This is a genomic window from Streptococcus mitis (assembly GCF_003942775.1).
Classification (GTDB): Bacteria; Bacillota; Bacilli; order Lactobacillales; family Streptococcaceae; genus Streptococcus; species Streptococcus mitis_CN.
The window spans coordinates 40,488-66,612 of record NZ_RJNX01000008.1 but is presented as its reverse complement, the minus strand read 5'-3'; the positions used below and the strand labels follow the sequence as shown (position 1 = coordinate 66,612).

At 34.1% G+C, this 26,125-nt stretch carries 29 protein-coding genes and 3 pseudogenes; 29 read left to right on the top strand and 3 right to left on the bottom strand.

Going from position 1 to position 26,125, the window contains the following annotated elements:
- On the top strand, window positions 1-283 hold a 283-nt coding region (locus D8848_RS09665), incomplete at its 5' end, for a DUF5966 family protein (RefSeq protein ID WP_125443619.1).
- A 13-nt stretch (window positions 284-296) separates the two neighbouring features.
- Here D8848_RS09665 and D8848_RS09660 read toward each other — a convergent pair.
- Window positions 297-494, bottom strand: a complete 198-nt coding sequence (locus tag D8848_RS09660) for a hypothetical protein (protein WP_001841477.1) — start codon at window positions 492-494, stop codon at window positions 297-299.
- Between the two features lie 159 nt (window positions 495-653).
- On the opposite strand from D8848_RS09660, the gene D8848_RS09655 reads away from it, so the two are divergent.
- The 17 genes from D8848_RS09655 (at window position 654) to D8848_RS09575 (ending at window position 15,379) form a co-directional block, all read left to right on the top strand.
- Entirely contained in the window at window positions 654-1,295 is a 642-nt protein-coding gene (locus tag D8848_RS09655; protein ID WP_000933083.1) for a hypothetical protein, read from the top strand.
- A 9-nt stretch (window positions 1,296-1,304) separates the two neighbouring features.
- Window positions 1,305-2,390, top strand: coding sequence for a toprim domain-containing protein (locus D8848_RS09650; RefSeq protein ID WP_125443617.1), 1,086 nt, complete (start codon window positions 1,305-1,307; stop codon window positions 2,388-2,390).
- Window positions 2,391-2,440: 50 nt separating this feature from the next.
- Window positions 2,441-2,674, top strand: coding sequence for a DUF5965 family protein (locus tag D8848_RS09645; RefSeq protein WP_125443616.1), 234 nt, complete (start codon window positions 2,441-2,443; stop codon window positions 2,672-2,674).
- Window positions 2,671-3,054, top strand: a complete 384-nt coding sequence (locus D8848_RS09640) for a DUF5945 family protein (protein WP_125443614.1) — start codon at window positions 2,671-2,673, stop codon at window positions 3,052-3,054. Before D8848_RS09645 ends, D8848_RS09640 begins: the two co-directional genes overlap by 4 nt.
- 36 nt (window positions 3,055-3,090) lie before the next feature.
- A complete protein-coding gene (locus D8848_RS09635) occupies window positions 3,091-3,366 on the top strand; it encodes a hypothetical protein (RefSeq protein ID WP_125443612.1) in 276 nt (91 codons plus the stop codon).
- Window positions 3,367-3,371: 5 nt separating this feature from the next.
- Complete coding sequence (locus tag D8848_RS09630; RefSeq protein ID WP_260467307.1) at window positions 3,372-3,716, top strand: DUF3990 domain-containing protein; 345 nt, start codon at window positions 3,372-3,374, stop codon at window positions 3,714-3,716.
- 385 nt (window positions 3,717-4,101) lie between these two features.
- Window positions 4,102-4,290 carry a hypothetical protein gene (locus D8848_RS09625; RefSeq protein WP_125443621.1) on the top strand — a complete coding sequence of 63 codons (189 nt, stop codon included), beginning with the start codon at window positions 4,102-4,104 and terminating at the stop codon, window positions 4,288-4,290.
- 21 nt (window positions 4,291-4,311) lie between these two features.
- Window positions 4,312-4,899 (top strand): ABC transporter ATP-binding protein, encoded by a 588-nt coding sequence (locus D8848_RS09620; protein ID WP_125443611.1) that lies wholly within the window; start codon window positions 4,312-4,314, stop codon window positions 4,897-4,899.
- A 3-nt stretch (window positions 4,900-4,902) separates the two neighbouring features.
- A complete protein-coding gene (locus D8848_RS09615; protein ID WP_125443609.1) occupies window positions 4,903-6,087 on the top strand; it encodes a hypothetical protein in 1,185 nt (394 codons plus the stop codon).
- A gap of 291 nt (window positions 6,088-6,378) precedes the next feature.
- Window positions 6,379-6,855, top strand: coding sequence for a type II toxin-antitoxin system antitoxin PezA (gene pezA / locus D8848_RS09610; protein ID WP_125450669.1), 477 nt, complete (start codon window positions 6,379-6,381; stop codon window positions 6,853-6,855).
- Window positions 6,855-7,610, top strand: a complete 756-nt coding sequence (pezT, locus tag D8848_RS09605; protein ID WP_125443605.1) for a type II toxin-antitoxin system toxin PezT — start codon at window positions 6,855-6,857, stop codon at window positions 7,608-7,610. Before pezA ends, pezT begins: the two co-directional genes overlap by 1 nt.
- Before the next feature lie 63 nt (window positions 7,611-7,673).
- Window positions 7,674-9,080: an ABC-three component system protein gene (locus tag D8848_RS09600; RefSeq protein ID WP_125443604.1), complete on the top strand. Its 1,407-nt coding sequence runs from the start codon at window positions 7,674-7,676 to the stop codon at window positions 9,078-9,080.
- A 1-nt stretch (window position 9,081) separates the two neighbouring features.
- Window positions 9,082-9,777 (top strand): ABC-three component system middle component 1, encoded by a 696-nt coding sequence (locus tag D8848_RS09595; protein WP_054421529.1) that lies wholly within the window; start codon window positions 9,082-9,084, stop codon window positions 9,775-9,777.
- Entirely contained in the window at window positions 9,774-12,416 is a 2,643-nt protein-coding gene (locus D8848_RS09590) for an AAA family ATPase (RefSeq protein ID WP_125443600.1), read from the top strand. The genes D8848_RS09595 and D8848_RS09590 overlap by 4 nt, the downstream gene beginning before the upstream one ends.
- 379 nt (window positions 12,417-12,795) lie before the next feature.
- The gene (locus D8848_RS09585) at window positions 12,796-13,155 is read left to right on the top strand and encodes an SAG1252 family conjugative relaxosome accessory protein (RefSeq protein ID WP_125443598.1); all 360 of its coding nucleotides are present in this window, start codon (window positions 12,796-12,798) and stop codon (window positions 13,153-13,155) included.
- 9 nt (window positions 13,156-13,164) lie between these two features.
- Entirely contained in the window at window positions 13,165-13,530 is a 366-nt protein-coding gene (locus D8848_RS09580; RefSeq protein WP_125443596.1) for a MobC family plasmid mobilization relaxosome protein, read from the top strand.
- Window positions 13,517-15,379, top strand: a complete 1,863-nt coding sequence (locus D8848_RS09575) for an SAG1250 family conjugative relaxase (RefSeq protein ID WP_125443594.1) — start codon at window positions 13,517-13,519, stop codon at window positions 15,377-15,379. Before D8848_RS09580 ends, D8848_RS09575 begins: the two co-directional genes overlap by 14 nt.
- Before the next feature lie 43 nt (window positions 15,380-15,422).
- On the opposite strand, the pseudogene D8848_RS09570 reads toward D8848_RS09575, so the two are convergent.
- A pseudogene (locus D8848_RS09570) lies at window positions 15,423-15,827 on the bottom strand (Rgg family transcriptional regulator); the annotation flags it as partial.
- A 59-nt stretch (window positions 15,828-15,886) separates the two neighbouring features.
- On the opposite strand from D8848_RS09570, the gene D8848_RS10995 reads away from it, so the two are divergent.
- From D8848_RS10995 to D8848_RS09555, 4 genes are all read left to right on the top strand, one after another.
- Window positions 15,887-16,051 carry a PhrA family quorum-sensing system peptide gene (locus tag D8848_RS10995; protein WP_260467308.1) on the top strand — a complete coding sequence of 55 codons (165 nt, stop codon included), beginning with the start codon at window positions 15,887-15,889 and terminating at the stop codon, window positions 16,049-16,051.
- Between the two features lie 314 nt (window positions 16,052-16,365).
- Entirely contained in the window at window positions 16,366-16,668 is a 303-nt protein-coding gene (locus tag D8848_RS09565) for a lactococcin 972 family bacteriocin (protein ID WP_004260361.1), read from the top strand.
- A gap of 95 nt (window positions 16,669-16,763) precedes the next feature.
- On the top strand, window positions 16,764-18,779 hold the full coding sequence (locus D8848_RS09560; protein ID WP_125443592.1) for a bacteriocin-associated integral membrane family protein: 2,016 nt from the start codon (window positions 16,764-16,766) through the stop codon (window positions 18,777-18,779).
- A gap of 1 nt (window position 18,780) precedes the next feature.
- Window positions 18,781-19,413 (top strand): ABC transporter ATP-binding protein, encoded by a 633-nt coding sequence (locus D8848_RS09555; protein WP_000571409.1) that lies wholly within the window; start codon window positions 18,781-18,783, stop codon window positions 19,411-19,413.
- A gap of 273 nt (window positions 19,414-19,686) precedes the next feature.
- On the opposite strand, the pseudogene D8848_RS09550 reads toward D8848_RS09555, so the two are convergent.
- Window positions 19,687-19,893, bottom strand: a pseudogene (locus tag D8848_RS09550) (transposase); the annotation flags it as partial.
- Window positions 19,894-19,972: 79 nt separating this feature from the next.
- Here D8848_RS09550 and D8848_RS09545 point away from each other — a divergent pair.
- The 7 genes and pseudogenes from D8848_RS09545 to D8848_RS09515 all read left to right on the top strand — a co-directional run.
- Window positions 19,973-20,068 (top strand): annotated as a pseudogene (locus D8848_RS09545) (relaxase); the annotation flags it as partial.
- 103 nt (window positions 20,069-20,171) lie between these two features.
- Window positions 20,172-20,396: a helix-turn-helix domain-containing protein gene (locus D8848_RS09540; RefSeq protein WP_125443590.1), complete on the top strand. Its 225-nt coding sequence runs from the start codon at window positions 20,172-20,174 to the stop codon at window positions 20,394-20,396.
- Window positions 20,397-20,665: 269 nt separating this feature from the next.
- On the top strand, window positions 20,666-20,899 hold the full coding sequence (locus D8848_RS09535) for a hypothetical protein (RefSeq protein WP_001022845.1): 234 nt from the start codon (window positions 20,666-20,668) through the stop codon (window positions 20,897-20,899).
- An 84-nt stretch (window positions 20,900-20,983) separates the two neighbouring features.
- The gene (locus D8848_RS09530) at window positions 20,984-22,492 is read left to right on the top strand and encodes a tyrosine-type recombinase/integrase (protein WP_125443588.1); all 1,509 of its coding nucleotides are present in this window, start codon (window positions 20,984-20,986) and stop codon (window positions 22,490-22,492) included.
- Window positions 22,493-22,573: 81 nt separating this feature from the next.
- Complete coding sequence (gene ylqF / locus D8848_RS09525) at window positions 22,574-23,425, top strand: ribosome biogenesis GTPase YlqF (protein ID WP_000201294.1); 852 nt, start codon at window positions 22,574-22,576, stop codon at window positions 23,423-23,425.
- Window positions 23,412-24,191: a ribonuclease HII gene (locus D8848_RS09520; protein WP_125443587.1), complete on the top strand. Its 780-nt coding sequence runs from the start codon at window positions 23,412-23,414 to the stop codon at window positions 24,189-24,191. The genes ylqF and D8848_RS09520 overlap by 14 nt, the downstream gene beginning before the upstream one ends.
- Window positions 24,192-24,207: 16 nt before the next feature.
- Window positions 24,208-25,758 carry a ClC family H(+)/Cl(-) exchange transporter gene (locus D8848_RS09515; RefSeq protein WP_125443585.1) on the top strand — a complete coding sequence of 517 codons (1,551 nt, stop codon included), beginning with the start codon at window positions 24,208-24,210 and terminating at the stop codon, window positions 25,756-25,758.
- Window positions 25,759-26,125 lie beyond the last annotated feature (367 nt).

Genomic DNA, 26,125 nt, shown 5'->3' with positions numbered 1-26,125 from the left:
CCTTATCCCAGTAATTTTTTTAGCAGTAGGAGGAATTCTCATTCTTTTATGGAGACTCTTTCTTATTGCCAGTGGACTTTTCCTTATTGGTTTTATCAGTTTTCTTATTTTCGTGGAGGTCTATGGAATTTATTTGTTCTTTACTGAACCGACTTTATACTTTGATGATATCAGACAACATGGTTTAACTAGTTTTACGGCTGTGTACCTTTTCATCAATCTGATGTTGGTTCTAGGATTCAGTTGGCGCTTCATTAACTCCATAAATAAGAAAAAAATGTGAACTTTTTAGATAGTCAAAAAACTTTATCTGAATCTAAATTCGGATAAGGTTTTTTATTTGCCTTGATTCTTTCATATACATCATAGCTAAATTGGAGTAATAATTTATGAAAATCATTATCCTCACTATTATTACTTGTATTTATGGCCTGTTTATGTCGTTCAATATGAGAAAGAGCTCTTCTCAAATTTTCTTCTTTTAATTTGTTCATATTTATATTATAAACTGAAGACAGCTAATTTTGATATTTTTTTCTGAACTGTACGATTTTGCGCCTGTAATGTAGGAATTACCTTTCGTTGTGATGTGATAAAACTTACAAGTTCTTTTTGTTATTCTTGACCTAGTTTTTATAGAAAGAAGGTCTAAGATGTTAAATAAAGTCAAAACTAAAGCCTTAATTAGTGTTGGAGCAGTGGCTGCAACTAGCTTTATTCTCATGATGGGATATACTGCTGGTCAACATTCTACTGCTAAACAAAGTCGCAAAGAAATCGAATTGGCTGCAGCTAAACTTGTAGAGGACAAACAAGCAGAAGATAAAGCCAGCATTTTGTCATCGGATACTGTAAAAGAATTTTTGACTCAGTACTATACGAAAGAAAAGCTCGGAGAAAATAATACACGTATTCAACCTTATATGACTGAATCGGCTTATTCTCAAGAATTGTCAAGTCAAAATGATGCCATGAACCAAGTGTATAAGGATTATATTTTGGATTATCATTTTGAAAAAGCTGATATCTTTGTCAATCAGACTACGAATCAAGCTATTGCCATGGTCTCTTATAATGTAACCTATGTATCTGATTTAAAGAATGCCAACCAATCAAAGACTAATCAGACAGAAACAAGAACAGTTAAGTTGTCTTATTCGAAACTACCAGGTAAGCTATTGGTCAATCAAGTACAGGTTTGGAAATCTGGGTTAGATGATTTAGATAAGGCAACTCCCAAAACTTTGGAAGAATCCTCATCTGTTCCATCACTGCCAAATACTACAACAAAATGATGATATTGCATGGAAATAGAAGAATGTAAGCAAATTTCAATTCTTGATGTAGCCAATCGTTTAGGTATCTCCTTTAAACAAGTTTCGAGCAGTGTCTATGAACATCCTGAACACGATTCATTCCGAATTTTTTCAACTACCAATACTTTTAAATGGTTTTCAAGAGATATTCAAGGTGATGTTATTGATTTTGTTCGACTTGTTAAGGGAATTTCCTTTAAAGAAGCTCTAGCTTTTCTTTCTGAAGAACCTTTTCAAAAAGAAGCTGTTCAAGAAAAAAGAGAGAGACCGTTTTATTATCCTTTAAAGAGAGTAGAAGATTCTAACTGTAGTCTGGTCAGATATTACTTAACAAAATGTAGAGGAATCTCAGAAGAAATCATAGAAAAGATGATTCAACAAGGTTTGATAGCACAAGCTAGTTGGAAAACAAATGAAACTGTTGAACCTGTTATTGTTTTTAAAAGCTTTGATCATCGTCACAAACTGCAGGCAGCAAGTCTACAAGGGATTTATAAGAATCCCGCTCTTTCTAGAGAGAGGTTAAAAACGATTCTAAAAGGAAGCCATGGACATATTGGAATATCCTTTGACATTGGTAAACCAAATAGACTGGTCTTTTGTGAATCGTTTATAGACTTGATGAGCTATTACGAACTTCATCAACAAAGTCTATCTGATGTTCGTTTGGTATCTATGGAAGGATTAAAAAGGTCTGTTGTTGCTTATCAAACTTTACGACTGATAGCTGAAGAAAATCAGAAGTTGGAATTTTTAGATACAGTAACACCTTCAAAGTTATTGCCCTTAATCAATACAATTCGTGATACCACTACCTATTTAAATAATCATCCTGATTTATTGACACTGGCGGTAGATTGTGATGATGCAGGTAAAGATTTTTCTGATAAGTTATCTCAATCAGGATTGCCTGTTTTACTGGATTTACCTGATAATGAATCTGGGAAAGAAAAACGAGACTGGAACGATATTCTTCGAGAAAAGAAATCAGATTTACAATTTATGCTTGAGACTGTAAAAGAGACATTTGGAAATCCACCAGTAAGACAAACTTCTCAATGTTTAGAATTGTGATAACAAAATCAAGATGTTTTAGCTAATATTAGTATGAAGGAGGATCGTATATGACCATTATTGAACGCTTAGAAGAAAAGGTCACTAGGCAAGAAAGTAAGGTAGTAAGAGAGACAGAAAAACTCGCTGCTTACAAAGAGCAACTGGAGACAGCGATGTTTGCGACGTTCAAAAGGCGTCAAAGCATTAGTCACATGAGTTTTGAAGAAGCTCTTGACCATGCCTTTGGTAAAGAAAGACAATTCGATGATTCTGAATTTAGAAAGGATGAAATGAGTGAATGACAAAAGATTGGAATTTTAATCAACCATTAGAGAGTAAATCAGAAAATCAAGAAAATCCAGATAAAATTGCGGCCTTATTTGGAAATCATCAAGGAGGTAATGATGTAAATTATGAAGCAGCTTTTCAAAAGCGAAAACAAACACCTGTGACAGAATCAAATCCTAGTTCTAAACCCAAAGTTACAGAGGTTAGAACAGGAAAAGAGACAGATATCACTACAAGTTATCAGCAACATCTTAAAAGACTTATTGCGGATAACAATAGTGATATTCAAAGTAGTCAAAAGAAAATTGAAGAGCTACATACGTTGATTGACACAAAGAATAAAGACAATAAGAAATTGCAGTCCATTTATGATGCGATTTCAGAATTACACTAAGCAGTCCTGATAGGCTGCTTTTTTGAGAGGTTATAGATGTTTACAACATTTTTTAAGAAAAACCACGACAATGGTGATGTATTTAAGAAGCTAATTCATAGACTATCTGATATGTCTGTCCAAGATCTTGAAAAAATAGACCGACTGTTAGATATCATTTTCACTCCAGATCAAGGATTAGAAGAACTAAAAACAGAATCAACTTACAGAGAAGAAACTTTGGACGACACATTAAAGGAAGCTAAGAATCAACTTCATAAGGAACAATTGGAGAAGAATTTAGAAAGATTTAGGAAAGACGGAAGGAAGTAAATATTTTGGAGTTGACTACCAAACAGGAAAAGCAACTAGGTCAGACGCAGTGGTTTCATGCTACATTATTGAGACATTTAGAATCCTTGAAAAAAGGAATCGATGTTAAATTTAATTTAGGAAGTGAGCTAGACTTTGGATCTGGTTTCTATATCACGCCTGACTTTGAACAAGCTAGAAAATTTATTAACAAGCAAGTTGAAGTATTAAATCGAAGCACCTCTAATAATAATATTTTTGACTCAGAAGAAGAAGTAGGTATTATAGTAGAATTTCGTATTTCAAATTTTATAGAAATTTTTAAGAGCACTGACTATCATTGTCACTATTTTGCAAAACATAAAAAGTGAGAAAAACGCATGAAACCAGTGGAAATTCATCTTAGACTAACTTCCACTGGTTTTCTTTTTCTTGATATATAAGGATTCAAAAGCGAAAAGACTCAGAAAAAAGTGCACGACAAATATCCCTAAAACAGAGTCGTCTTAGAATAAATTCCACTTGCTAGCGTTTAGTGTGAGACTTTTCGAATCAAAAAAACTATTGCATAACAAATAAAAAAACTATTGCACAACAAATAAAAAAACTATTGCACAACAAATAAAAAAATGATATAATTAAAGCGCTTTCGAAAGTAAATATATTAGTGAGGTGAAAACCATGAAAAAATCAGCAAAAGTCGTTTTATTAGCTAGTTTGTTATCTATTGGTCTTTTTCAGTCCAGTGTGTCTGCTGTGACAGTCACTAAAAGTTACAGGTATGATTGGAATACTGTTTGGGAATATAGTACGAACTATCACGACCATCAATATATTGACATTCCGTCGTGGTCTCGTTATGATAGCTACGATGAATATAAAGTTGATTCTGGCTGGAATTACGATCGTTATGAGGTCATAAACTATTATACTGGAGGTTATTAATTAAAAGAAGGAGAGTTAGATATGTTACATCTTACTCATGTTACCTTAAAAACGCGACAAGTCATCTTACAAGATGTTGATTTCACATTTGAAAAGGGCAGGATTTATGGCGTTCTTGCTATCAATGGCTCTGGAAAGACGACTCTGTTCCGTGCCATTAGCAACTTAATTCCCATAAGTAGTGGAAATATCGTAGCCCCTCCTTCTTTATTTTACTATGAGAGTGTTGAATGGCTGGATGGAAACTTAAGTGGGATGGACTATCTTCGCCTTATAAAAAACATCTGGAAGTCAGGCCTAAACTTGGGGGATGAAATTGATTACTGGGAAATGTCGGACTATATCAGCCTTCCCATTCGCAAGTATTCCTTAGGTATGAAGCAACGCTTAGTGATCGCCATGTATTTCCTTAGTCAAGCGAAATGTTGGCTCATGGATGAGATTACAAATGGCTTAGATGAGTATTATCGACAGAAGTTTTTTGATAGGCTGACTCAAATCGATAGACAAGAACAACTGATTCTTTTAAGTTCCCACTACAAGGAAGAGTTGATTGATGTCTGCAATAGAATAGTAACCATTCATCAGGGGCAGATAGAAGAGGTTTAGTTTATGAAAGATGTTGGTCTATTTTTATTGAAAAAAGTTTTCAAAAGTCGCTTAAACTGGATTATCTTAGCTTTATTTGTATCTGTACTCGGTATTACCTTTTATTTCAATAGTCGGACTGCAAACTCAGTCAGCTTGGAGAGTCGGTTGGATACTCATCTTGTAGCAAATGAGAGAGCTATCGATAAAAATGAAGAGAAACTCTCCCAAATGTCTGATACCAGCTCGGAGGAATACCAGATTGCTAAAAGTAATTTAGAATTGCAAAAAAATCTTTTGACTCAAAAGAAAGAAATTCTGACTTTATTAAAAGAAGGACGCTGGAAAGAAGCCTACTATTTGCAGTGGCAAGCTGAGGAAAAGAGTTATGAAATTGTATCGAAGCAACCGACTTCTAGCTCGGACTTAAAAATAGCGGTTGACCGCGAACGAAAGACTTACCAAGCCCTGTATCCCTTGAACATAAAAGCCCACAATTTAGATTATCCGACCCACGGGATTGATCAGATTGTCTGGATTTTAGAGGGAATCATCCCAACCTTGTTTGTGATTGCTATTATTTTTATGCTAACGCAACTATTTGCAGAAAGATATCAAAATCATCTGGACACAGCTCAGTTATATCCTTTTTCAAAAGTGGCATTTGCCATGTCCTCTCTTGGAGTTGGGGTGAGCTATGTAACTGTGCTGTTTATTGGAATCTGTGCTTTTTCTTTCCTAGTGGGAAGTCTGATAAGTGGTTTTGGACAGTTAGATTATCCCTACCCGATATATAGCTTAACAAATCAAGAAGTAACTATTGGGAAAATACAAGATGTGTTATTTCCTAGCTTGTTACTAGCTTTCTTAGCTTTTATCATCATTGTGGAAGTCGTCTACTTGATTGCTTACTTTTTCAAGCAAAAAATGCCTGTCCTCTTTCTTTCACTCATTGGGATTGTTGGCTTATTGTTTGGTATCCAAACAATTCAGCCTCTTCAGAGAATTGCACATCTGATTCCCTTTACTTACTTGCGTTCAGTGGAGATTTTGTCTGGAAGATTACCTAAGCAAATTGATAATGTCAATCTAAATTGGGGTATGGGGTTAGTCTTACTTCCTTGCCTGATTATCCTTTTACTATTAGGAATTCTATTTATCGAAAGATGGGGAAGTTCACGAAAAAAAGAATTTTCTAATAGATCCTAGTTTTCCTATAGGGAAAATAAGTAAAAACTAACATAGAGAGGGAATCAACTTGATTCTCTCTTTTTGATTCGAAAACTAAGCCAAAATACAAACACAAACTTTTCAAAAAAAAATTAAACAAGAGTATTTTAATGTATAGTATTTTGAGAAAATCCACCTAAAAAGGAATAACTCTTTAGGTGGCTTTTATAGAAGTAAAGTTTAGATAGAAAAACAAGAAATAACGCACCAATTTTGGTGCGTTNTNCTTTTTTATGCTATAATTGAATTATAAAAATAAAGGAGTTTGCCATGATTGGAAAGAACATAAAATCCTTACGTAAAACACNTGACTTAACACAACCCGAATTTGCNCGNATTNTAGGNATTTCNCGAAATAGNNTGAGTCGTTATGAAAATGGAACGAGTTCAGTCTCTACNGAANTAATAGACATCATTTGTCAGAAGTTTAATGTATCTTATGTCGATATTGTAGGAGAAGATAAAATGCTCAATCCTGTTGAAGATTATGAATTGACTTTAAAAATTGAAATTGTGAAAGAAAGAGGTGCTAATCTATTATCTCGACTCTATCGTTATCAAGATAGTCAGGGAATTAGCATTGATGATGAATCTAATCCTTGGATTTTAATGAGTGATGATCTATCTGACTTGATTCATACGAATATCTATTTACTAGAAACTTTTGATGAAATAGAGAGATATAGCGGCTATTTGGATGGAATTGAACGTATGTTAGAGATATCTGAAAAACGGATGGTAGCCTAATGGGAATCCAAGATTATACTGATAGTGAATTCAAACAGGCTTTAGCGCGGAACGCTCGCTCACTGACAAGAGGAAAAAAGTCCAGTAAGCAACCTATAGCAATTTTGCTCGGAGGGCAAAGTGGTGCTGGTAAGACTACAGTTCATCGTATCAAACAGAAAGAATTTCAAGGAAATATTGTTATCATAGATGGCGATAGTTTTCGTTCTCAGCATCCACACTATATAGAACTGCAGCAAGAATATGGCAAAGATAGTGTAGAATATACCAAAGATTTTGCAGGCAAAATGGTAGAGTCTTTAGTAACCGAATTGAGTAATTTGGGATACAATCTTTTGATAGAGGGAACTTTACGAACAATTGATGTTCCAAAGAAAACAGCACAACTATTGAAAAACAAAGGATATAAAGTACAATTAGCCTTGATTGCGACAAAGCCTAAGCTATCCTATCTGAGCACCCTTATCCGATATGAAGAATTGTACGCTATTAATCCAAATCAAGCACGCGCAACTCCAAAAGAATATCATGATCTGATAGTGAACAATCTAGTTGAGAATACACGACAATTGGAAGAACTGGTTATCTTTGAAAGAATTCAAATTTATCAACGAGATAGAAGTTGTGTATATGATTCAAAAGAAAATACAACTTCAGCAGCAGATGTTCTTCAAGAGTTACTGTTTGGGGAGTGGAGTCAGGTAGAGAAAGAGATGTTGAAGGTGGGGGAAAAGAAGTTAAAAAGTTACAAGTAAGCATGAACTTTTAATATATGAGTTAAATTTTATCAATTTTTAAAGAATAACAGGAGGTTAAAATTGTCTAGCTCTAGTGTTGAACAGAATAGAAACGCTACTCCTAGCTGGAGTGGATATATCCATCAAGGGAAAGTAGGATTTTTAGTAGCGTTAAGACAATTGAAAAAATGTATTAATGATAAGGTGCCTAATTACGAGAATTATGTGATTAGATATGAAAATGATGAAGATTTTGATATTGTTGATAACAACGACAAAGTTATATCTAGGCATCAAGTAAAGGCATACATAGATGGTACATCAAGGGAACAATATTCAACTCTTTTTAAGATACAAACAAGAAAATATTGTGAGGTTGAGGATAAGAGAAGTAATCAAAAGATTTGGAAAGAAATAATTGATGAGGAAGGATTTCAAATCCATCAATTTGATGGGCAAGGACACATACTAGCTGTAGAAGTTAGTCCTGATTCAAGATACTTACACGTTATTGTAGCAATAACAGATTTCAATTTATCTCGGTATGAGTATTTAAAGAAAGACGGTCGCAGAAAAAAATATACTGATAATAATTCATGTATTCAACTATATCCATACAATAAAGAAAACGATCTTTATCATTGTCCACTTTCTCAGGATGATAAAAATGATACAATTAGAGATTATTGTAAAGCTGAAATTAAAGAAATTTTAAAGATAGAAAAAAATCCTTTAGAAGAGAATAGTTCTCATCTTGAACAAGTATATCATAGATATATTGGATCGTTATTGGATCATAGTATCGGAAAAGCACACAGTGAATCTGGTTTTCCAGAAATATCCTTTGGAGAGATAATTGCTATTCTTGAAGAAGAAATGCCTAAAGATGAAGTATATAAAATGAAGAATACTTTGACTTATAGTTGGGAAAAATATCATCGAGATTCTATAGGCGATATTTCTGAGGATGATTTTAAACTGATGGACAATATAATCAATCAATTATTGTCTATGTCTAAAGAAGATTTTTATGAGTTTGTAAGAATGGTTTTACCTCATGAAAAGTCGGATGAGGATTTTGCAGAAATATTTAATATTACTCTCTTAGAAAAAATATTCTATTCGTTGATAAAAGATGTTAGAAAATTCTCGTTTAAACATTATAGTTTCTTAGATGAAGTTGAAAAAAGTTATAGATTCTCCTTAATTGATATTGAAGAATCCCCTGGTCGTATTGCAAGGGTAATTAAAAATATTATTGATAATTCAGAATTTTTAAAAGTCACTTTTAATCATGATTTTCTTATTAATAGGGATATAGATGGTATTCCGTTTGGAGTAAGAATAGATGAATTTGATAGTATGTCAGATAATAGATATAAAGATGAATGGAATACAGGAGTGCAACATAATATTTTTAAACCGAATATGGAATTCATTGGTATTAAGAAAGTAAAAGCAAAGAATTTGACTGTGCCGGAGGACTAATATGAGAGACATCGTTATAAAATTTTTACAAAATAACCATTTTAACCAGTTGGATACAGAATTTGATTTCTATACTAACTCACAAAACTCAGAGTATTTTATTGTTAGTCAATATAGTTCTAATGAGCTACATAATTTTTTTGATGATGATAAGACTTCACAAGTAATAAAAGAGTTTGAGAGACTATCTTTGAAATCAGAACACGAGAATATTAAGAAAAACACCTCTCTGTTTATTTTAGTAGAAGTTGATAATTTAAAAGAAGCATTTGAAGATGAAAAACTCCAACGCTCAATATTGTTAATTGAAGAGGACTATTACTATTTTAGAAAGTTCATTTTATTATACACTCAAAATGGGTTGTCGGATTTACGAGATAAAGAGACTAATGAAATGCTCTATACTTATTTAAATGCTAATATTAATATTTTTGAAATAGATATGTTTTTTAGCGAGTCATATTTTATAGCGATGGAAATTGGAGTAAAACTACCATTTTTCACACTCCCTAAAAGAAATGATATTTATAAAAGTATAGAAAATCAGTATCAGAACGATAAGGATAAATTAGATAATAGAATATTGGAGTTTTATTCTAAGGTCACTGACGAGAAATTATCAAAATCACTAAAAGATATTTCTACTGATGATAAAATTATTTCTGAATTGCTACAAATAGGAGAATTATTACAATGAAAATCAAAAAAATATTAATAAAAAACTTTAAAAATATAAAGGAAAGAATTATTGATTTTCAAGAGAATGTAACTTTGTTTGTTGGACCAAATGGATTTGGAAAAACTACAATTTTTGACGCAATAGAGTTATCATTGACTGGGAAGATTCGTCGAATTGAAGAGTCCGATTATAGTGACGGTAGAAGTAGTTTTAGTGCTCCATATTTTCAAAATAATCCTAATGAAAATACATTCATTGAGCTTATGTTGACAAATGATGAGGGGAATTCTTTGATAGTATCTAGTCTCTATAAGAGTAGTATGAATACTGAGGGCAGCAATGTACCAAAGTTTTCATTTTCTAAATTTCAAAGAAGAGTTCGGGTTGGTCCAGGAATCTCATTTCAATCTGATGAAGACTTTGAGGGTTCGAGTGAAAGAGATATACAAAAGGACATTAGTCAGTTTTTAGGATATGAATCAGAAGATTATAGCTTAGGTGATACTTTTGATTTGTTTAATTATATTCAACAAGATGAAACAGCTTATTATTTGAAGCAAAAGGAAAAAGATAGAAAGGAACAATTGAATTTTCTGTTAAATATTGGAAACTATGTTAATAGGAAAAATAGATTAGAGCGTTTAAGAAGTACTTTATCCTCTACTGAAAAGGAACTAAGAGCAAAAAAGGGTAAACTAAAAAATTCCCCAATTAAGTACAACACCCTATATTCGAAATTATCTCTTAGAGAAGATACTGACTTTGCTTTTAACAATAAGTCGATTGTTTTTGATGATGAATTGTCAAATGAAAGTTTAAATATATATCTATCAGAAATTGAGAAATTACAAGAATTTCGGGATTCATTTTCTCCAAAGGATTACTTTCTTAGGAAACAAAGTGAGCAATTTGAGCGAGATGTGTTGGAAGATAAAGATTTTATTTGCTACTTAATAATTAGAAAAATCTTTGAAAATCAGGAAAATATAGAGTCTATTAAACAAAATCATAGTTTAATTTCAAATGAAAAAAATTACTCATATTTTTTGCTTAAAAACTATATTGAACAACTGGAATCGTTGGAAAATGATAGTAGAATATTTAAACGTGGAAAAATTCTAAAGAGTTTGCTTGATGTCGAAATTGATAAACTTAATATAGAGTTAATTAAGAATTCTTTAAATGGCTTTGTAGATTGGGAATTTGGTAAAGTATGGTTTGAAATGTTTGATTCCAAGTTAACAAACTACAAGAATAAAAAAGAGCAGTTGGATGATGGAACAGATTCGATTAACAAACTACTCGAGATAAGAAGCCGTCTAAAAGAACATAGTGATGATAACCATTCAGAATGTGTATTTTGTGGTTATGATTGGATTGAAAGCAAGAATTTACTGCTTGCTTACGAAGAAACAACGAATCAACTGCGTAAAAATTTGACTAATTTTGAAATAGAAGTTTCAAATTTGGTTGAAGAATTAAATCAATTAAAAATGGAATTACAGAATCAGATCCAAATGGAGCAAGAGAAACTTTTTGTTATTCCTGATGATTTTTTGATGGCGATACGATCAATAAGTAATTATGATTTTCCTGAGTCTTTTAGCAACTTGGTTGTAATGAATTCAGAGATGACGCCTATGTTAGTTGATGAGAATGCTTCGCTACAAAAGTTTGAGTTTTTGAAAAAAGAGTTAATAAGTTTATTGCAAGAAAAACAGTTGATTCCAAATGAAGTCTATGATACTTTTCTTAGAGTAGTAAGTAAGAGAGTAGATTTTGAAAAACTTTTAGAAAAATATTCTATTTTAGATGGAGAATCAATAAGGGAATTTGGAATTTCTTTTGGACTCTTACCCATTTCCTTACATAAATTTGAAGAGAACAAAGACGGGTTATTAGTATTTTTAGAGGAGCTTAGATCACAAATAGTATTTGATAATTCTAAAAGTTCAGATTTACAAAATCTGTTTGATAAATACTTTGAATCTAATGAAAAAACTTTTGAGGACTGTACTATAGAAAGTATCAATCAAAAGAGAGAATATATTATTAACCAGTTTGAATTACAAAATTTAACGATGTTTCACCAAATTGAGAAACGTCTTCAAATCATTGAACAAACGATTACATATCTTCAGAATCGTGTTAGGGAATTAAATAATAATATAAGTTCTTACCAAGAACAGATGATTCAAAAGTTGAAGCTTCCCTTCTATATGTACACTGCTAAAATTTTACAAAATTACCAACAAGGAATGGGAGTTCTACTAACAACTCAAAATAATTCTAATATCAGGTTTATAGCAAATAGTAATAGTGAGCAGGATGTGATGTATCAATTGAGTTCCGGACAAGTAGCTGTTATTTCATTTGCTTTCACTTTGGCACTAAATACTACATTTAAGATTTCAAAAGAGTTCAAATTTTTATCAATTGATGATCCGATTCAAGATATGGATTCTATGAATGTATATGCTCTAATTGATTTAATAAGACATTCATTATCAGACTACCAAATTATTATGTCTACACATAATGATGGCAGTGCTATGTTTATAAAATATAAATTTGAATTATTTTCAGACTCTGAAATATCCAATGTAGAACTAAAGAATATTAAGAGCATCTTATTACTGGATGATACCAGCTATTAATGGACAGTAAGTTAATAAATTTAGAGGAATTAACTATATAAGAAATATCTGAGAGCTTCGGCTCTCTTTTTCATATTCTCTTTTAAACAGTGTGATACCTTTTTCAAATCTTCCTTGTTATCCTTATATCATTCCTAAGAAAATCAGGTCTTGATGTTTCACTGGGGGTTTGGGGGCGGAGCCACCACGTTATCTTATCGTTGACTGTCAAAACTGGAAGGTTTTGGTCGGTTGGCGATATGATTTTTGGGATATTGTGGACACAATATCTGAGCTCGCAAAGACCGAACAAGAAGCAAGTGAGGTCTTTAGGAAGCGTACTGACAATGTGAGGTAGACTTACACTGTCAGACAAGTAAAATGTTGAAGGGATATCAGAATGGGACAAGAAATTAAGTCAATCCGAAAGCAATTTAGAATCACGAGACAAGAAGAAAAACAGATAAAAGAAATGATGAGGGAACAAAAAGTGGATAGTTTCTCAGAATTTCTTCGTCAAAATTTATTGAAAAAGAATTATCAGGATAGAATTTTTGAAAGTTGGTTCTCCCTTTGGCAGTCTCAAAAGTTTGAACAGATTAGTCGAGATGTGTATGAAGTTCTGGTTATCGCAAGAGAAAATCATCAAGTGACTCAAGAGCACGTCTCAATCTTATTGACTTGCGTTCAAGAATTGATTGCAGAAGTGAATCAAGTGCAGCCACTCAGTCGTGTGTTCCGTGAAAAATATATGGGTTAGGAGGATGTAATGGTTTATCGCTATCGTACTAATCTCAAAAAAGTATTTCTAACTGATCTAGAATTACACCAATTGAATGAACGGATTGCTAAGAGCAATTGTCAAAATTTCTCAGTCTATGCCAGAAAAGTTTTACTTAATCCCAATATGTCATTTGTCACGATTAACACTGATACTTATGACCAGTTAGTTTTTGAATTAAGACGGATTGGAAATAACATAAATCAAATTGCGCGTGCGATTAATCAAAGCCATCTGATTTCTCAGGACCAATTACAAGAATTGAGTAAAGGAGTCGGAAAGTTAATTAAGGAAGTGGACAAAGAATTTCAAGTGGAGGTGAAAAGACTGAAGGAGTTTCATGGTAGTTACTAAACACTTTGCGACGCACGGAAAAAAATATCGTAGGCGTTTAATTAAGTATATTCTCAACCCTGATAAAACGGACAATTTGAAATTGGTATCTGATTATGGCATGAGCAATTACTTGGACTTCCCTAGTCATGCAGAAATGGTAGAGATGTACAATGTCAACTTCACCAATAATGACAAGTTGTACGAATCCAGAAACGACCGACAAGAAAAACACCAACAAACTATTCATGCTCATCACCTCATTCAATCATTTTCTCCTGAAGATAATCTGACACCTGAAGAAATTAACCGCATTGGTTATGAGACCATGATGGAATTGACAGGAGGTCGTTTTAAGTTTATCGTAGCAACTCACACAGACAAAGATCATGTTCATAATCACATCCTAATCAACTCTATTGACCGCAATTCAGATAAAAAGTTGATATGGAACTATGCCTTGGAACGAAACCTCCGTATGATTTCTGACCGTATTTCTAAAGTGGCTGGTGCAAAAATTATTGAGAAACGTTATTCCCATCGAGATTATAAAAAATATAGGGAATCTAGTCATAAATTTGAATTGAAACAACGTCTTTATTTTTTGCTGCAGCAATCTAAATCGTTTGATGATTTTTTAGAGAAAGCAAAGCAGTTGCATGTTCAGATTGATTTTAGTCAAAAGCATAGCCGTTTTTTGATGACAGATAGAACGATGATAAAACCAATTCGAGGACGCCAACTCAGCAAACGAGATCTATATGATGAAGAATTTTTTAGAATGCATTTTGCTAAGCAAGAGATTGAAAGTCGTTTAGAATTTTTGTTGAATCGTGTCAATTCTTTAGAAGATTTAATAACAAAAGCAAAAGAATTGAATCTAACCATTGACTTAAAACAAAAAAATGTAACTTTTATCCTGGAAGAAGAGAATCAAAAGATAAGTTTGGGTCATCAAAAAATAAGTGATAAGAAATTATATGATGTCAAATTTTTTCAAGATTATTTTAAAAATAAGGAAGTCGTTGCTTCAGAAGGATTAGTGAATTTACAGGAACAGTACCATGCTTTCCAAGAAGAACGAGATAAGGATAAAGTATCCACTGAAGAGATTGAGGAAGCCTTTGAGACATTTACGGAAAAACGAGATACCGTTCGTGAATTTGAAGTGGAACTTGCAGAGAACCAAATAGAGAAGCTAGTTGATGAGGGCATTTATATCAAAGTGTCTTTTGGTATTAAGCAAAGTGGTCTCATTTTCATTCCCAATTATCAATTAGATATTTTGGAAGAAGAGAATCAAACAAAATATAAAATCTTTATACGTGAGACAACTTCATACTTTGTATATAACAAAGAACATTCGGATAAGAATCAGTATGTCAAAGGACGAACATTGATAAGACAGCTAACCAACGATAGTCGAGTAATACCATACAGAAGACCTACAGTTAAGAGTCTACAGGAAAAGATTACTGAGATTAATCTCTTCATTGAATTAACTGAAGCAGATAAGAAATACCAAGACATTAAAGACGAGTTAGTAAAAGAAATAGCAGAGATAGATATAAAACTAAATCAAATTAATGAAAAAATCGCCAACTTAAATAAGATGGCGGAAGTGCTTATCAATTTAAAGAGTGAGGATGTGAGCAGTCGAAAGCTTGCAAGGTATGACTTTTCAAAATTAAATTTGCCAGAATCAATTACAGTAGAACAAGTAAGCGAAGAAATAAGAGCGTTTCAAGAGGAGCTAGATCATTATCTTTATGAGTATGAGAGCTTAATAAAAAATTTAGAAATGTTTGTAAAAGTACTGAATGATAAGGATTTTGATAAAAAATTTAGTATAGAAATACTATTGGAATAACAAGAACTAATCCTATGGTGGTTAAAGATTAACTATCTTTATGCTATTGATTAATATATTTGTCATAGTGCTCTTGGTACTGTGCTTTTATATTATGTTCTCCTAGAATTTCAAATACCTGAAGTGCTTGTTTCATCTTTTCGATTCCGTTCGCAGGATTGCACTTAAATTCAAAATACCCACACGTATATAAGAAGAAGGTTTGTTCATAATAGTTCAATTCATTGTTTAGTAATTTTTTTACTTCTTTGATTAGAAAACTACAATTTTGAAATTCTTCATTATCAATACTAACAATTAGGCAATTGATTGCTAATTGTGTAACAAGCCGTTTATTTGTCTTATTTAATGTTGAATAGAGATAATTTTTTAACATTTCTACAGTTAATAGGAAGTAGGAGTTATAATTAATTGTTCTTACACAGTTACCTAATAGGATAATTTCATAGGGTAAAAAAGTTCAAAATATAATAAAAACACTTGACTGAATACTATATATATGTTAAAATAAAAACAAGGAAACAGAAAGCGGTTACATTTGCATTGCTAGGTGTTTTTATGTTTAGTAATACAATTCCTTACCAACAGTTTATTCAGAAGAATAAACAATTGGAGATTCGAGTGCAATCGCAAAAGAAGTCCAATGGTCTTGATGTTGGGAAGGCTGATTGATTTCGTATTACTTTAAAATTCAACTATTTAGAGAAAGGTATTCTTATGAGAGCTTGTAACAATACCAGATAGATATAAGAATGGAGATGTTTAATAAAATGCTTTCATAGCTAACCAACTGTTGAAAATTATGAGTTACAAAATCTAAAGTATTTAAGATTAGTTTATAAAATTAGGTCTCTGCCTGTAGAAAGGAACGTGCAGTTAGAAAGGAGGAAAAAATAGGATACTATAATTCAGACTGAGATTTCTAATTAAAATATGTAGTTGCATTTCGCTCATTTTCATAATATTTCATTTAGAGGAGTAATAATATGTTAAAATTTAGAAAAGTAGTTGCATCATCCCTTGCCGTTTTGGCAGTTAGTTTGGCTCTTCCTGTTTTGGCAGCTTCTCACCGTGGTGGCGAGTGGACCTATGGAGGCTATCATGATCCAAATAATTGGGGAGCATTTTCGAATTATTATCATGGTTCAGAGGATCACTGGGCCTATGTTGGAAGTAATGGACGTGACAATCAAAAGACAGCTTATGCAGGAGCACATAGTGCGGCCTATGCGTTTATTAATACAAATTTTGGGGAGCAAGTTACATTTGATGCGGGATGGCAAGAATAATTGAAGAAGATTCTTTTATCAATAGTTTAGTAAGCTTGTTAGTTTATAGAGGGCAGGGGTATTTCTGCCCTCTATTTTAGAATAAGGAATGCACTATGAAAAAATTATTTATACTCATATCCAACCTGCTTGCTAGTTTGTTCTTTGTTTGGGTATTTACCATTTGGACTGATACATATGTCTCCCATTATTACCCCAACGTTGTTGTACGTGATTCTTCCCCTGAAACAACTTTTCAGCATGTTGCTACACGCTTGGAAAAACTAGCAGAAGAAACGGATAGCTTTATTGCGATTCAACACCAGGATCCTAACTCAGAAGGTACTCCAGTGTTTTCTTATACGACCTTTGGGAACGGAAAGTTGCCTGATGGGCTACAGGAAAAAAATCTAGAAGATGCTCAAAGTAGTAGTGTTGAAACAAACTATTTTGTATTCGATGGAAACCTAGATATTCACTTGCTAAGGGAGGAGCTAAGTCAACTTGGCTTGACTAACATGCACCTGACAATTCCATCTAAACTATCTACGTTAATGGCTATCTTTAGTAACGGATTTCAGTTAATCAGTCTATTGATTTTCATCTTAACCTTTGGAGCACTGACTTTAATTAGTCAAATTAGCCAATTACGGTCGTCGGGCATTCGCCTCATTTCAGGAGAGAAACGGTGGTCCATTTTCCTTAGACCAGTTGGTGAGGATTTGAAAGGGATAGCTGTTGGTTTCAGTTTAGCTGGCGTGCTCGCCATTCTTATGCAAAAAATTCTGTCGCTTCCAACGCAATCCCTAATGACCATAGGAGAAGGTTTGCTCTGTTATAATCTCATCTTGTTGTCGATCTCCCTGTTTTTCGCTCAACTCTTCGCAGTTGGGATAAAAAAGATACACCTGATGCAGATTATAAAAGGGCAAGTGCCTGTCAGAGGAATCATTAGTTTGATTTTAATCGGTCAACTATTAGCGATTATTATTGTAACGCTGGGAATAGGGAGTAGCTTAAAGTATTCCCAAGCCTGGCAACAGCATCGGATTGGACAAGAGGCTTGGAGCCAGGAAAGGCAACTGATTACCCTATCAATCAGCCGTGAAGGAACGAGTCCTGGTTTTGATGAACAAGCTCAAAGGAAACTCAGAACTTGGTATCAATTGATGGATCTGGCTGTTTCAGAACAAAAGGCTTTCTTATCTAGACACCAGTTAATTGACCGTACTTTGCAAAATGGCATGGCTTCCTCCAAAAACTTTATAACCTCTACAGAATGGCACGATTACAGCCCGAATGGCAATGTCCTTATCGTCACACCGCAATACTTGAAGCGTCAAAATATTCCTGTAGATACAACTATTGAGCAAAAGATGAATCACCTTGATGTAGGGGAGTTTGTCTTATTGCTGCCTGAACACCTCCGTTCAGAGGAAGAACATTATAAATCTGTTTTTGAAGACGACTTAACCAGTCGCATATCTAGTCGAGATGAACGACAGCAAATGACTGCTACGGTAGGTTATTTGGAATCAGGTCAGGATCGTTTTGTGTATAATACGACCCCTATTTCTTACCAGCAGTTTTTGAAAGATCCAATCATCATTGTTATAACACCCCAATCAACTGGTCCACAGTCCGTTTTGTTTTGGGTAGACGCAGTACAGAACTACGTTCTCTTTAATCAATTGTCTGATGCCCAGGAGCTTATCCAGAGACAAGGCATTGAAAATTGGGTCTCAGAAATGCAAACAGGTTACCACAACTACATCACATTATTGGATAATATCCAGAGGGAACGTTGGGTAATGCTAGCAGGAGCTGTGCTTGGGATTGCAACTTCAATCTTGTTGTTTAACACTATGAATAGGCTCTACTTTGAAGAATTTAGACGTGCCATTTTTATCAAACGCATTGCAGGTCTCAGGTTCTTAGAAATCCATCGCACTTATCTCTTTGCTCAACTGGGTGTGTTTTTACTGGGATTTATTGCGAGTGTATTTCTTATGGTAGAGATAGTAGTTGCTTTCTTAGTCTCGTTACTCTTTACTGGTCTATCTCTTTTACAGTTACATGTCCAAATGCAGAAAGAAAACAAGATGTCCATGCTTGTTTTGAAGGGAGGTTAATATGATTGAACTTAAACAGGTGAGTAAATCTTTTGGAGAACGAGAGTTATTTTCGAATCTTTCAATAACATTTGAGGCTGGAAAAGTCTATGCCTTAATTGGTTCAAGTGGTAGCGGAAAAACAACCTTGATGAACATGATTGGGAAATTAGAATCTTATGATGGCACGATTTTTTACCGAGGTAAAGACTTGGCCAATTATAAATCGAGTGATTTTTTCCGTCACGAATTGGGCTACCTCTTCCAGAACTTTGGCTTAATTGAAAACCAAAGTATTGAAGAAAACCTTAAGCTAGGTCTCATTGGTCAAAAGTTGAGTCGGTCGGAACAGCGGTTGAGGCAGAAGCAGGCTTTAGAACAGGTCGGCCTGGCTTATCTTGACCTAGATAAGCGCATCTTTGAGTTATCGGGCGGAGAATCGCAACGGGTTGCCTTGGCAAAAGTTATCTTAAAGAATCCACCCCTTATTTTGGCAGACGAGCCAACAGCTTCAATAGACCCAGCAACCTCTCAGTTGATTATGGAGATTTTGCTATCTCTTCGAGATGATAATAGGCTAATCATTATTGCAACACATAATCCGGCAATTTGGGAGATGGCTGATGAAGTGTTCACGATGGATCGTCTGAAATAAAAATCCTTGTTTTTAATTGCACGATGAGTTACTGAAATATTATTATGAATCAATAATTGGAGTTAATTTAGAATTGTACTTTATTAATATTGAGGTAACTTTTTCTTGATAAAGGAAGAAATAGTGGAGAGGAAGTTAGATTGAAAAAATTCGACAATTATATTATTGAGAAGCCTTGCGATTCTAATTCAGATAAACTGTAAAAAATCTTAATAATTGAAAGTTTGGTAGATGATATTGGCTCTTTGTCAACTGTAGTGGGTTGAAGAAAAGCTAAGTTCGAGAAAGGACAAATTTCGTCCTTTCTTTTTTGATGTTCAGAGCGATAAAAATCCGTTTTTTGAAGTTTTCAAAGTTCCGAAAACCAAAGGCGTCGCATTTGATAAGTTTAATGAGATTATTAGTCGCTTCTAATTTGACGTTTGAATAGGGGAATTGAAGAGCGTTGACGATTTTCTCTTTATCCTTTAGAAAGGGTTTTTTTAATTTAATACATCATTTTTGTTTTTTAGACGGTTAATAGATTTTGACCGTCTTTCTTAATATCGTCTTACCTATAATAAACTTATTAGAAATGTTTAATAAAACAATAAAGAAATATAAGAAAAAACAAAATATGAAATCTATTAAAGAAAATGAGATACATTTAGAATAAACAGTTTCCTAAAAAGTATATATAGAATAGTTTTATGTGACAATTTGTCACATATTTAAAAATAAGAAAATAACTATATTATACTTGTTTTAGGAGACATTGGATGTTGAAAAGGATTAGAGATTTACGCGAGGATACTGATTTGACACAAGAGTATGTTGCAAAAACAATCTTAAATTGTACAAGATCAGCGTATTCTAAAATGGAATCAGGTACCAGGCTAATCTCTATAAATGACCTTATCAAACTTGCAGATTTTTATAAGGTGAGTCTAGACTACCTTGTAGGTCGAGTGGATAATAAAGAAGACCATTACTCCAAAAAGTAGTAGGTTAAGAAAGCACATTGACAATTGAATAGTCCAAAATGGTACTTTCCTCATTTGTGGAGCAGTTTTGAATGGCTCGCCATGATAAGAGCGACATTAAAACCATCAATAAAATAGAGCGATACTTTATATGCCATGATACAAATGATATACAATGATACTTCTGACCGTTCAGGCTGCCACCGTAAAAGAGCAGCAAGTGAAATTCTTATGATGACTTCATCAGTCATGCCATGGAGGAGAAAATATTTTTTAGGAAGGATGATGACATGAATATAAAATATATATCTGTCGAAAATTCCATTGCAGAATGGGCCGATAAAAAAGGAATTCTAAAAAGATGGGATGGTTTAAATCAATATACATTGAACAGATGGATTAAAGAAATGCGAGAAAACAGAACATTTTCCATGTATGTAATTAACCCAACCCATAAACTTGTTTTCATTAATCTAGAAGGATTTGAAAGTTTCTTAAGATGGAAGCAAAAGCGGACAAAATAAGGAAGTCATGGTATAATATAGGGTAGTTATTTATTCTATACAACAATGATTTATTTCTTTTTAAGAGTTAAGAGGAATTAAATTATGTATTATGTAACTAAAACAAATTCAAAAGGGCAACCCTTATATCAAGTGGTTGAAAAGTACAAAGATCCACTAACAGGAAAGTGGAAATCAGTAACTGTAAGTTATACTAAGAATACTAGTAGGGCGAGGAAACAAGCTGAAAGAGAGGTTCTTGATAAAATAGATAGACTAACTACTTCATTTGAAAGTCAGTATAGTCCTGAACTGATTACAACATTTGGAGAGTTAAAAGAAAATTGGTTTCAGACTTGGTGTGTATCTGTTAAACCACAAACAATTCAGAGAGAACTACTGGTTATGAAGCGTCTTGGGAAAATTATAGGAGATGATTTTTTGTTAGACAGGATTACTCCACTTCTGATGAAAAATAGTCTCAATAAATATTTAGAAATGTATGATGCATCGCCTTCAACAATGACTCATATAAAAAGTACTTGTAATAAGATTTTTAATCATGGTGTGTTATATAATGTCATTAAGTTTTCTCCAATGACTGCGGTAAAACTAGATATTTCACTAGAGAAAAGGCGTAAAGCAAAAGAAAGACATGATTCTAAATTTCTAGAAATTCATGAATTACATGCATTTTTTGATGTGTTACGCCAATGCAGAAATGCAAACTATTATGATCTTGCTATAGTATTATTGCTTACAGGCATTCGAATTAGTGAAGCAGCATTTCTACCATCAGATATTGATTTTGAAAAAGGAATCTTGCATATTGATAAGGCACTTCAATATCACTGTTTAAAAGTTGAACAATTTCATTTTGATACAACTAAAACACTCAATTCAATTAGAGAAGTAGCTTTGCCTGAAGCTGCAAGCGAAGCTATTAAAAGGACAATACAGAGAAATAAAGAGTTTGATGCTTATATGGAGAAACATCCCTGTCCTGCTTTTACACATTCTGAAAGTGTATTTAGAACAGAATACGGCTCTCCAATAACATCAAGCACTTTTCGTCAAATTTTGAAACGAATAGAAGGAAAATTATTGACAAATTGTTTAAATGACTATGGTTTTAAGTGGGTAAAACATGTTACTCCCCATTCGTTTAGGCATATGCATATTAGTTACCTTCAAAGTAATGAGATGCACATAGCAGTGAAAGATATTATGACTAGGGTAGGACACGCTAACTTTGAGACAACAATGGGCTATACACATAATATAAATCGTTCACAAGAAAATACTGTAAAAGCCTTAAATCAATTTGTAGAAAATCACAATTTCCATTTTGAAGAATTGAAAAGTTATACCTGTAAATATTCCAGAATGATTGAAAAATTTATTGAAACTAGTGATAATAGCAATAAAGTAGAATTAAGTGTTGATGAGTTCAAAGACTTGTTACATCTTAGTCCACGTTACTCACCTAAAAATATTGTTTCAAATTTACTATTAAAAATCAAAAAAGATATTGTCAAATACCACCCACAGTTTGATATAAAGATTGTGAAATCAAGTGAGAATCAAATCAGAGGTTTTTCCATTGCATGGTAGTTTTGGTGTTCGCTTGGTGTTTAGACAATAGTAAAATAAAATAGGGGCTCTAAACCCTTGCTACGAAAGGAAAAAAACTCAATGGCTACTATTCAATGGTTTCCTGGTCACATGTCTAAAGCGCGTCGACAGGTGCAGGAGAATTTAAAATTTGTTGATTTTGTGACGATTTTGGTGGATGCACGCTTACCTCTATCTAGTCAAAATCCTATGTTGACCAAGATTGTTGGTGACAAACCAAAACTCTTGATTTTAAACAAGGCGGATTTGGCTGATCCAGCAATAACCAAGGAATGGCGTCAGTATTTTGAATCAAAGGGAATCCAGACTCTAGCTATCAACTCCAAAGAACAAGTAACTGTAAAAGTTGTAACAGATGCGGCCAAAAAGCTAATGGCTGATAAGATTGCTCGCCAGAGAGAACGTGGGATTAAAATTGAAACCTTGCGTACCATGATTATCGGGATTCCAAATGCTGGTAAATCCACTCTGATGAACCGTTTGGCTGGTAAGAAAATTGCTGTTGTCGGAAACAAACCAGGTGTGACCAAGGGGCAACAATGGCTCAAAACCAATAAAGACCTTGAAATCCTAGACACACCAGGGATTCTCTGGCCTAAGTTTGAGGATGAAACTGTTGCGCTTAAGTTGGCCTTGACTGGAGCTATTAAAGACCAGTTGCTTCCTATGGATGAGGTAACTATTTTTGGTCTGAATTATTTCAAAGAACATTATCCAGAAAAGCTGGCTGAACGCTTCAAACAAATGAAAATTGAGGAAGAAGCGCCTGTTATTATTATGGATATGACACGTGCCCTCGGTTTCCGTGACGACTATGACCGCTTTTACAGTCTCTTCGTGAAGGAAGTCCGCGACGGCAAACTTGGTAACTATACCTTAGATACATTGGAAGACCTCGATGGCGACGATTAAAGAAATCAAAGAACTCCTTGCTACGGTCAAGGACCTTGATAGCCCTATTTTTTTAGAGCTTGAAAAGGATAATCGCTCTGGAGTTCAAAAAGAAATCAGCAAACGTAAAAAAGCTATTCAGGCAGAATTGGATGAGGATCTTCGTTTAGAATCCATGCTTTCCTACGAAAAAGAACTTTACAAGCAAGGATTGACCTTAATTGCTGGTGTTGATGAGGTCGGCCGTGGTCCTCTGGCTGGACCTGTAGTCGCTGCAGCCGTTATTTTACCTCAAAATTGTAAGATTCAAGGTCTCAACGACAGTAAGAAAATTCCTAAAAAGAAACATCTTGAGATTTTCCAAGCCGTTCAGGAGCAAGCCTTGTCAATCGGCATTGGTATCATGGATAATCAGGTCATTGACCAAGTCAATATCTACGAAGCAACCAAACTAGCTATGAAGGAAGCAATCTCTCAGCTCCGTCCGCAACCTGAGCACCTTTTGATAGATGCCATGAAACTGGATTTACCAATTTCACAAACATCTATCATCAAAGGAGATGCCAATTCCCTCTCGATTGCAGCGGCTTCTATAGTAGCCAAGGTGACACGTGATGAATTGATGAAGGAATTCGATCAGCAGTTCCCTGGCTATGATTTCGCTACTAATGCAGGATATGGAACAGCTAAACACCTGGAAGGCCTCACAAAACTAGGAGTTACCCCAATTCACCGAACCAGCTTTGAACCCGTTAAATCACTGGTTTCAGGAGAAAAAGAAAGTTAAGTTAGAAGGAATGATTATGGAGGAACAGTCAGAAACACTCAGTTCCAAGAAAGAATTTGCCTTTGCCTCGAGCACTATATTATCTCAAGTTGGACGAGGAATCATCGTTGGTCTCGTTGTCGGACTCATCGTCGGATCCTTTCGTTTTTCAATCGAAAAAGGCTTCCACCTGATACAAGGACTTTATCAAGATCAAGCGCACTTAGTGCGCAATCTTTTTATCATTGGTCTATTTTATTTAATAGTTTGTTGGCTCAGTGCGAAATTAACTCGATCAGAAAAAGACATAAAAGGCTCAGGAATTCCTCAAGTTGAAGCCGAACTGAAAGGACTCATGACCCTCAACTGGTGGGGCGTACTTTGGAAAAAATATATTCTAGGAATTTTCGCTATTGCAAGTGGACTCATGCTGGGGCGTGAAGGGCCAAGTATTCAACTCGGAGCGGTCGGTGGTAAAGGAATTGCCAAATGCCTTAAATCCAGTCCAGTAGAGGAACGTTCTCTTATTGCGAGTGGAGCTGCAGCAGGTTTAGCCGCAGCCTTTAATGCTCCGATTGCGGGACTTCTCTTTGTTGTAGAAGAAGTCTATCACCATTTTTCACGCTTTTTCTGGGTCTCAACTCTAGCAGCCAGCCTCGTAGCAAACTTTGTTTCTCTGCTCATATTTGGCCTAACACCCGTACTGGATATGCCAGATAATATCCCACTCATGACCCTAGACCAGTATTGGATTTACCTCCTTATGGGAGTTTTTCTTGGACTATCGGGTTTTCTCTACGAGAAAGCTGTACTCAATGTTGGTAGAGTTTATGACTGGATTGGACAAAAAATCCGTTTGGATAGAGCTTATTATCCAATTCTGGCTTTCATTCTCATCATACCAGTCGGAATCTTCTTACCCCAAATCCTTGGTGGTGGAAATCAGCTGGTTCTTTCCTTAACTGAGCAAGATTTTAGTTTTCAGGTTTTATTAGCTTACTTTTTGATTCGCTTTGTTTGGAGCATGATTAGTTACGGAAGTGGCCTTCCAGGAGGAATTTTCCTACCAATTTTGGCACTTGGTTCCTTGCTTGGTGCCCTAGTTGGTGTCATTTGTGTGAATATTGGACTTGTCAGTCAGGAGCAATTTCCTATATTTGTCATTCTGGGAATGAGTGGCTATTTTGGCGCAATATCCAAGGCTCCCTTAACCGCTATGATACTCGTAACTGAGATGGTAGGAGATATTCGCAATCTCATGCCACTTGGATTAGTGACCTTAGTTGCCTACATCATCATGGATCTACTCAAGGGTGCGCCAGTCTATGAAGCTATGCTAGAAAAAATGTTGCCAGAAGAAGCGACAGATGAAGGAGAAGTCACTCTCATTGAAATCCCTGTTTCAGATAAAATAGCAGGAAAACAAGTTCATGAACTCAATCTACCACACAATGTCCTCATCACAACTCAAGTCCATAATGGCAAGAGCCAAACCGTTAACGGCTCAACTAGAATGTATCTGGGGGATATGATTCACCTAGTTATTCCAAAAAGTGAAATTGGAAAAGTCAAGGATTTGTTGTTGTAGGAGATTTTTACATAATTTATGTTATGTAAAAAATAAACTTCTTAATTAAATATATTAGAAAACCGATTCTCAGCAATGAGATCGGTTATTTTTTACAGATAAGATATTTCACATACAAATAATTGAACTTTGGTAAAAATAAGACTATAATCAAGTCAGAAATGATAAAGCATAAAGCTAGAAGGGAGCTTACTGTATCAAATCTTTACAGTAAGATTAAAATCATGAAAAAGAAAACAATAGCAATTATACAATGTATTTTGTATCTCATAGCTCCTTATAAAGCTCTTCCTTCAGTTATGTAGTATTAACAGAAGTTTAGTGGGTGAGTTCTTTATTATTTTCTTTATTCTGTTTACTATTTCAT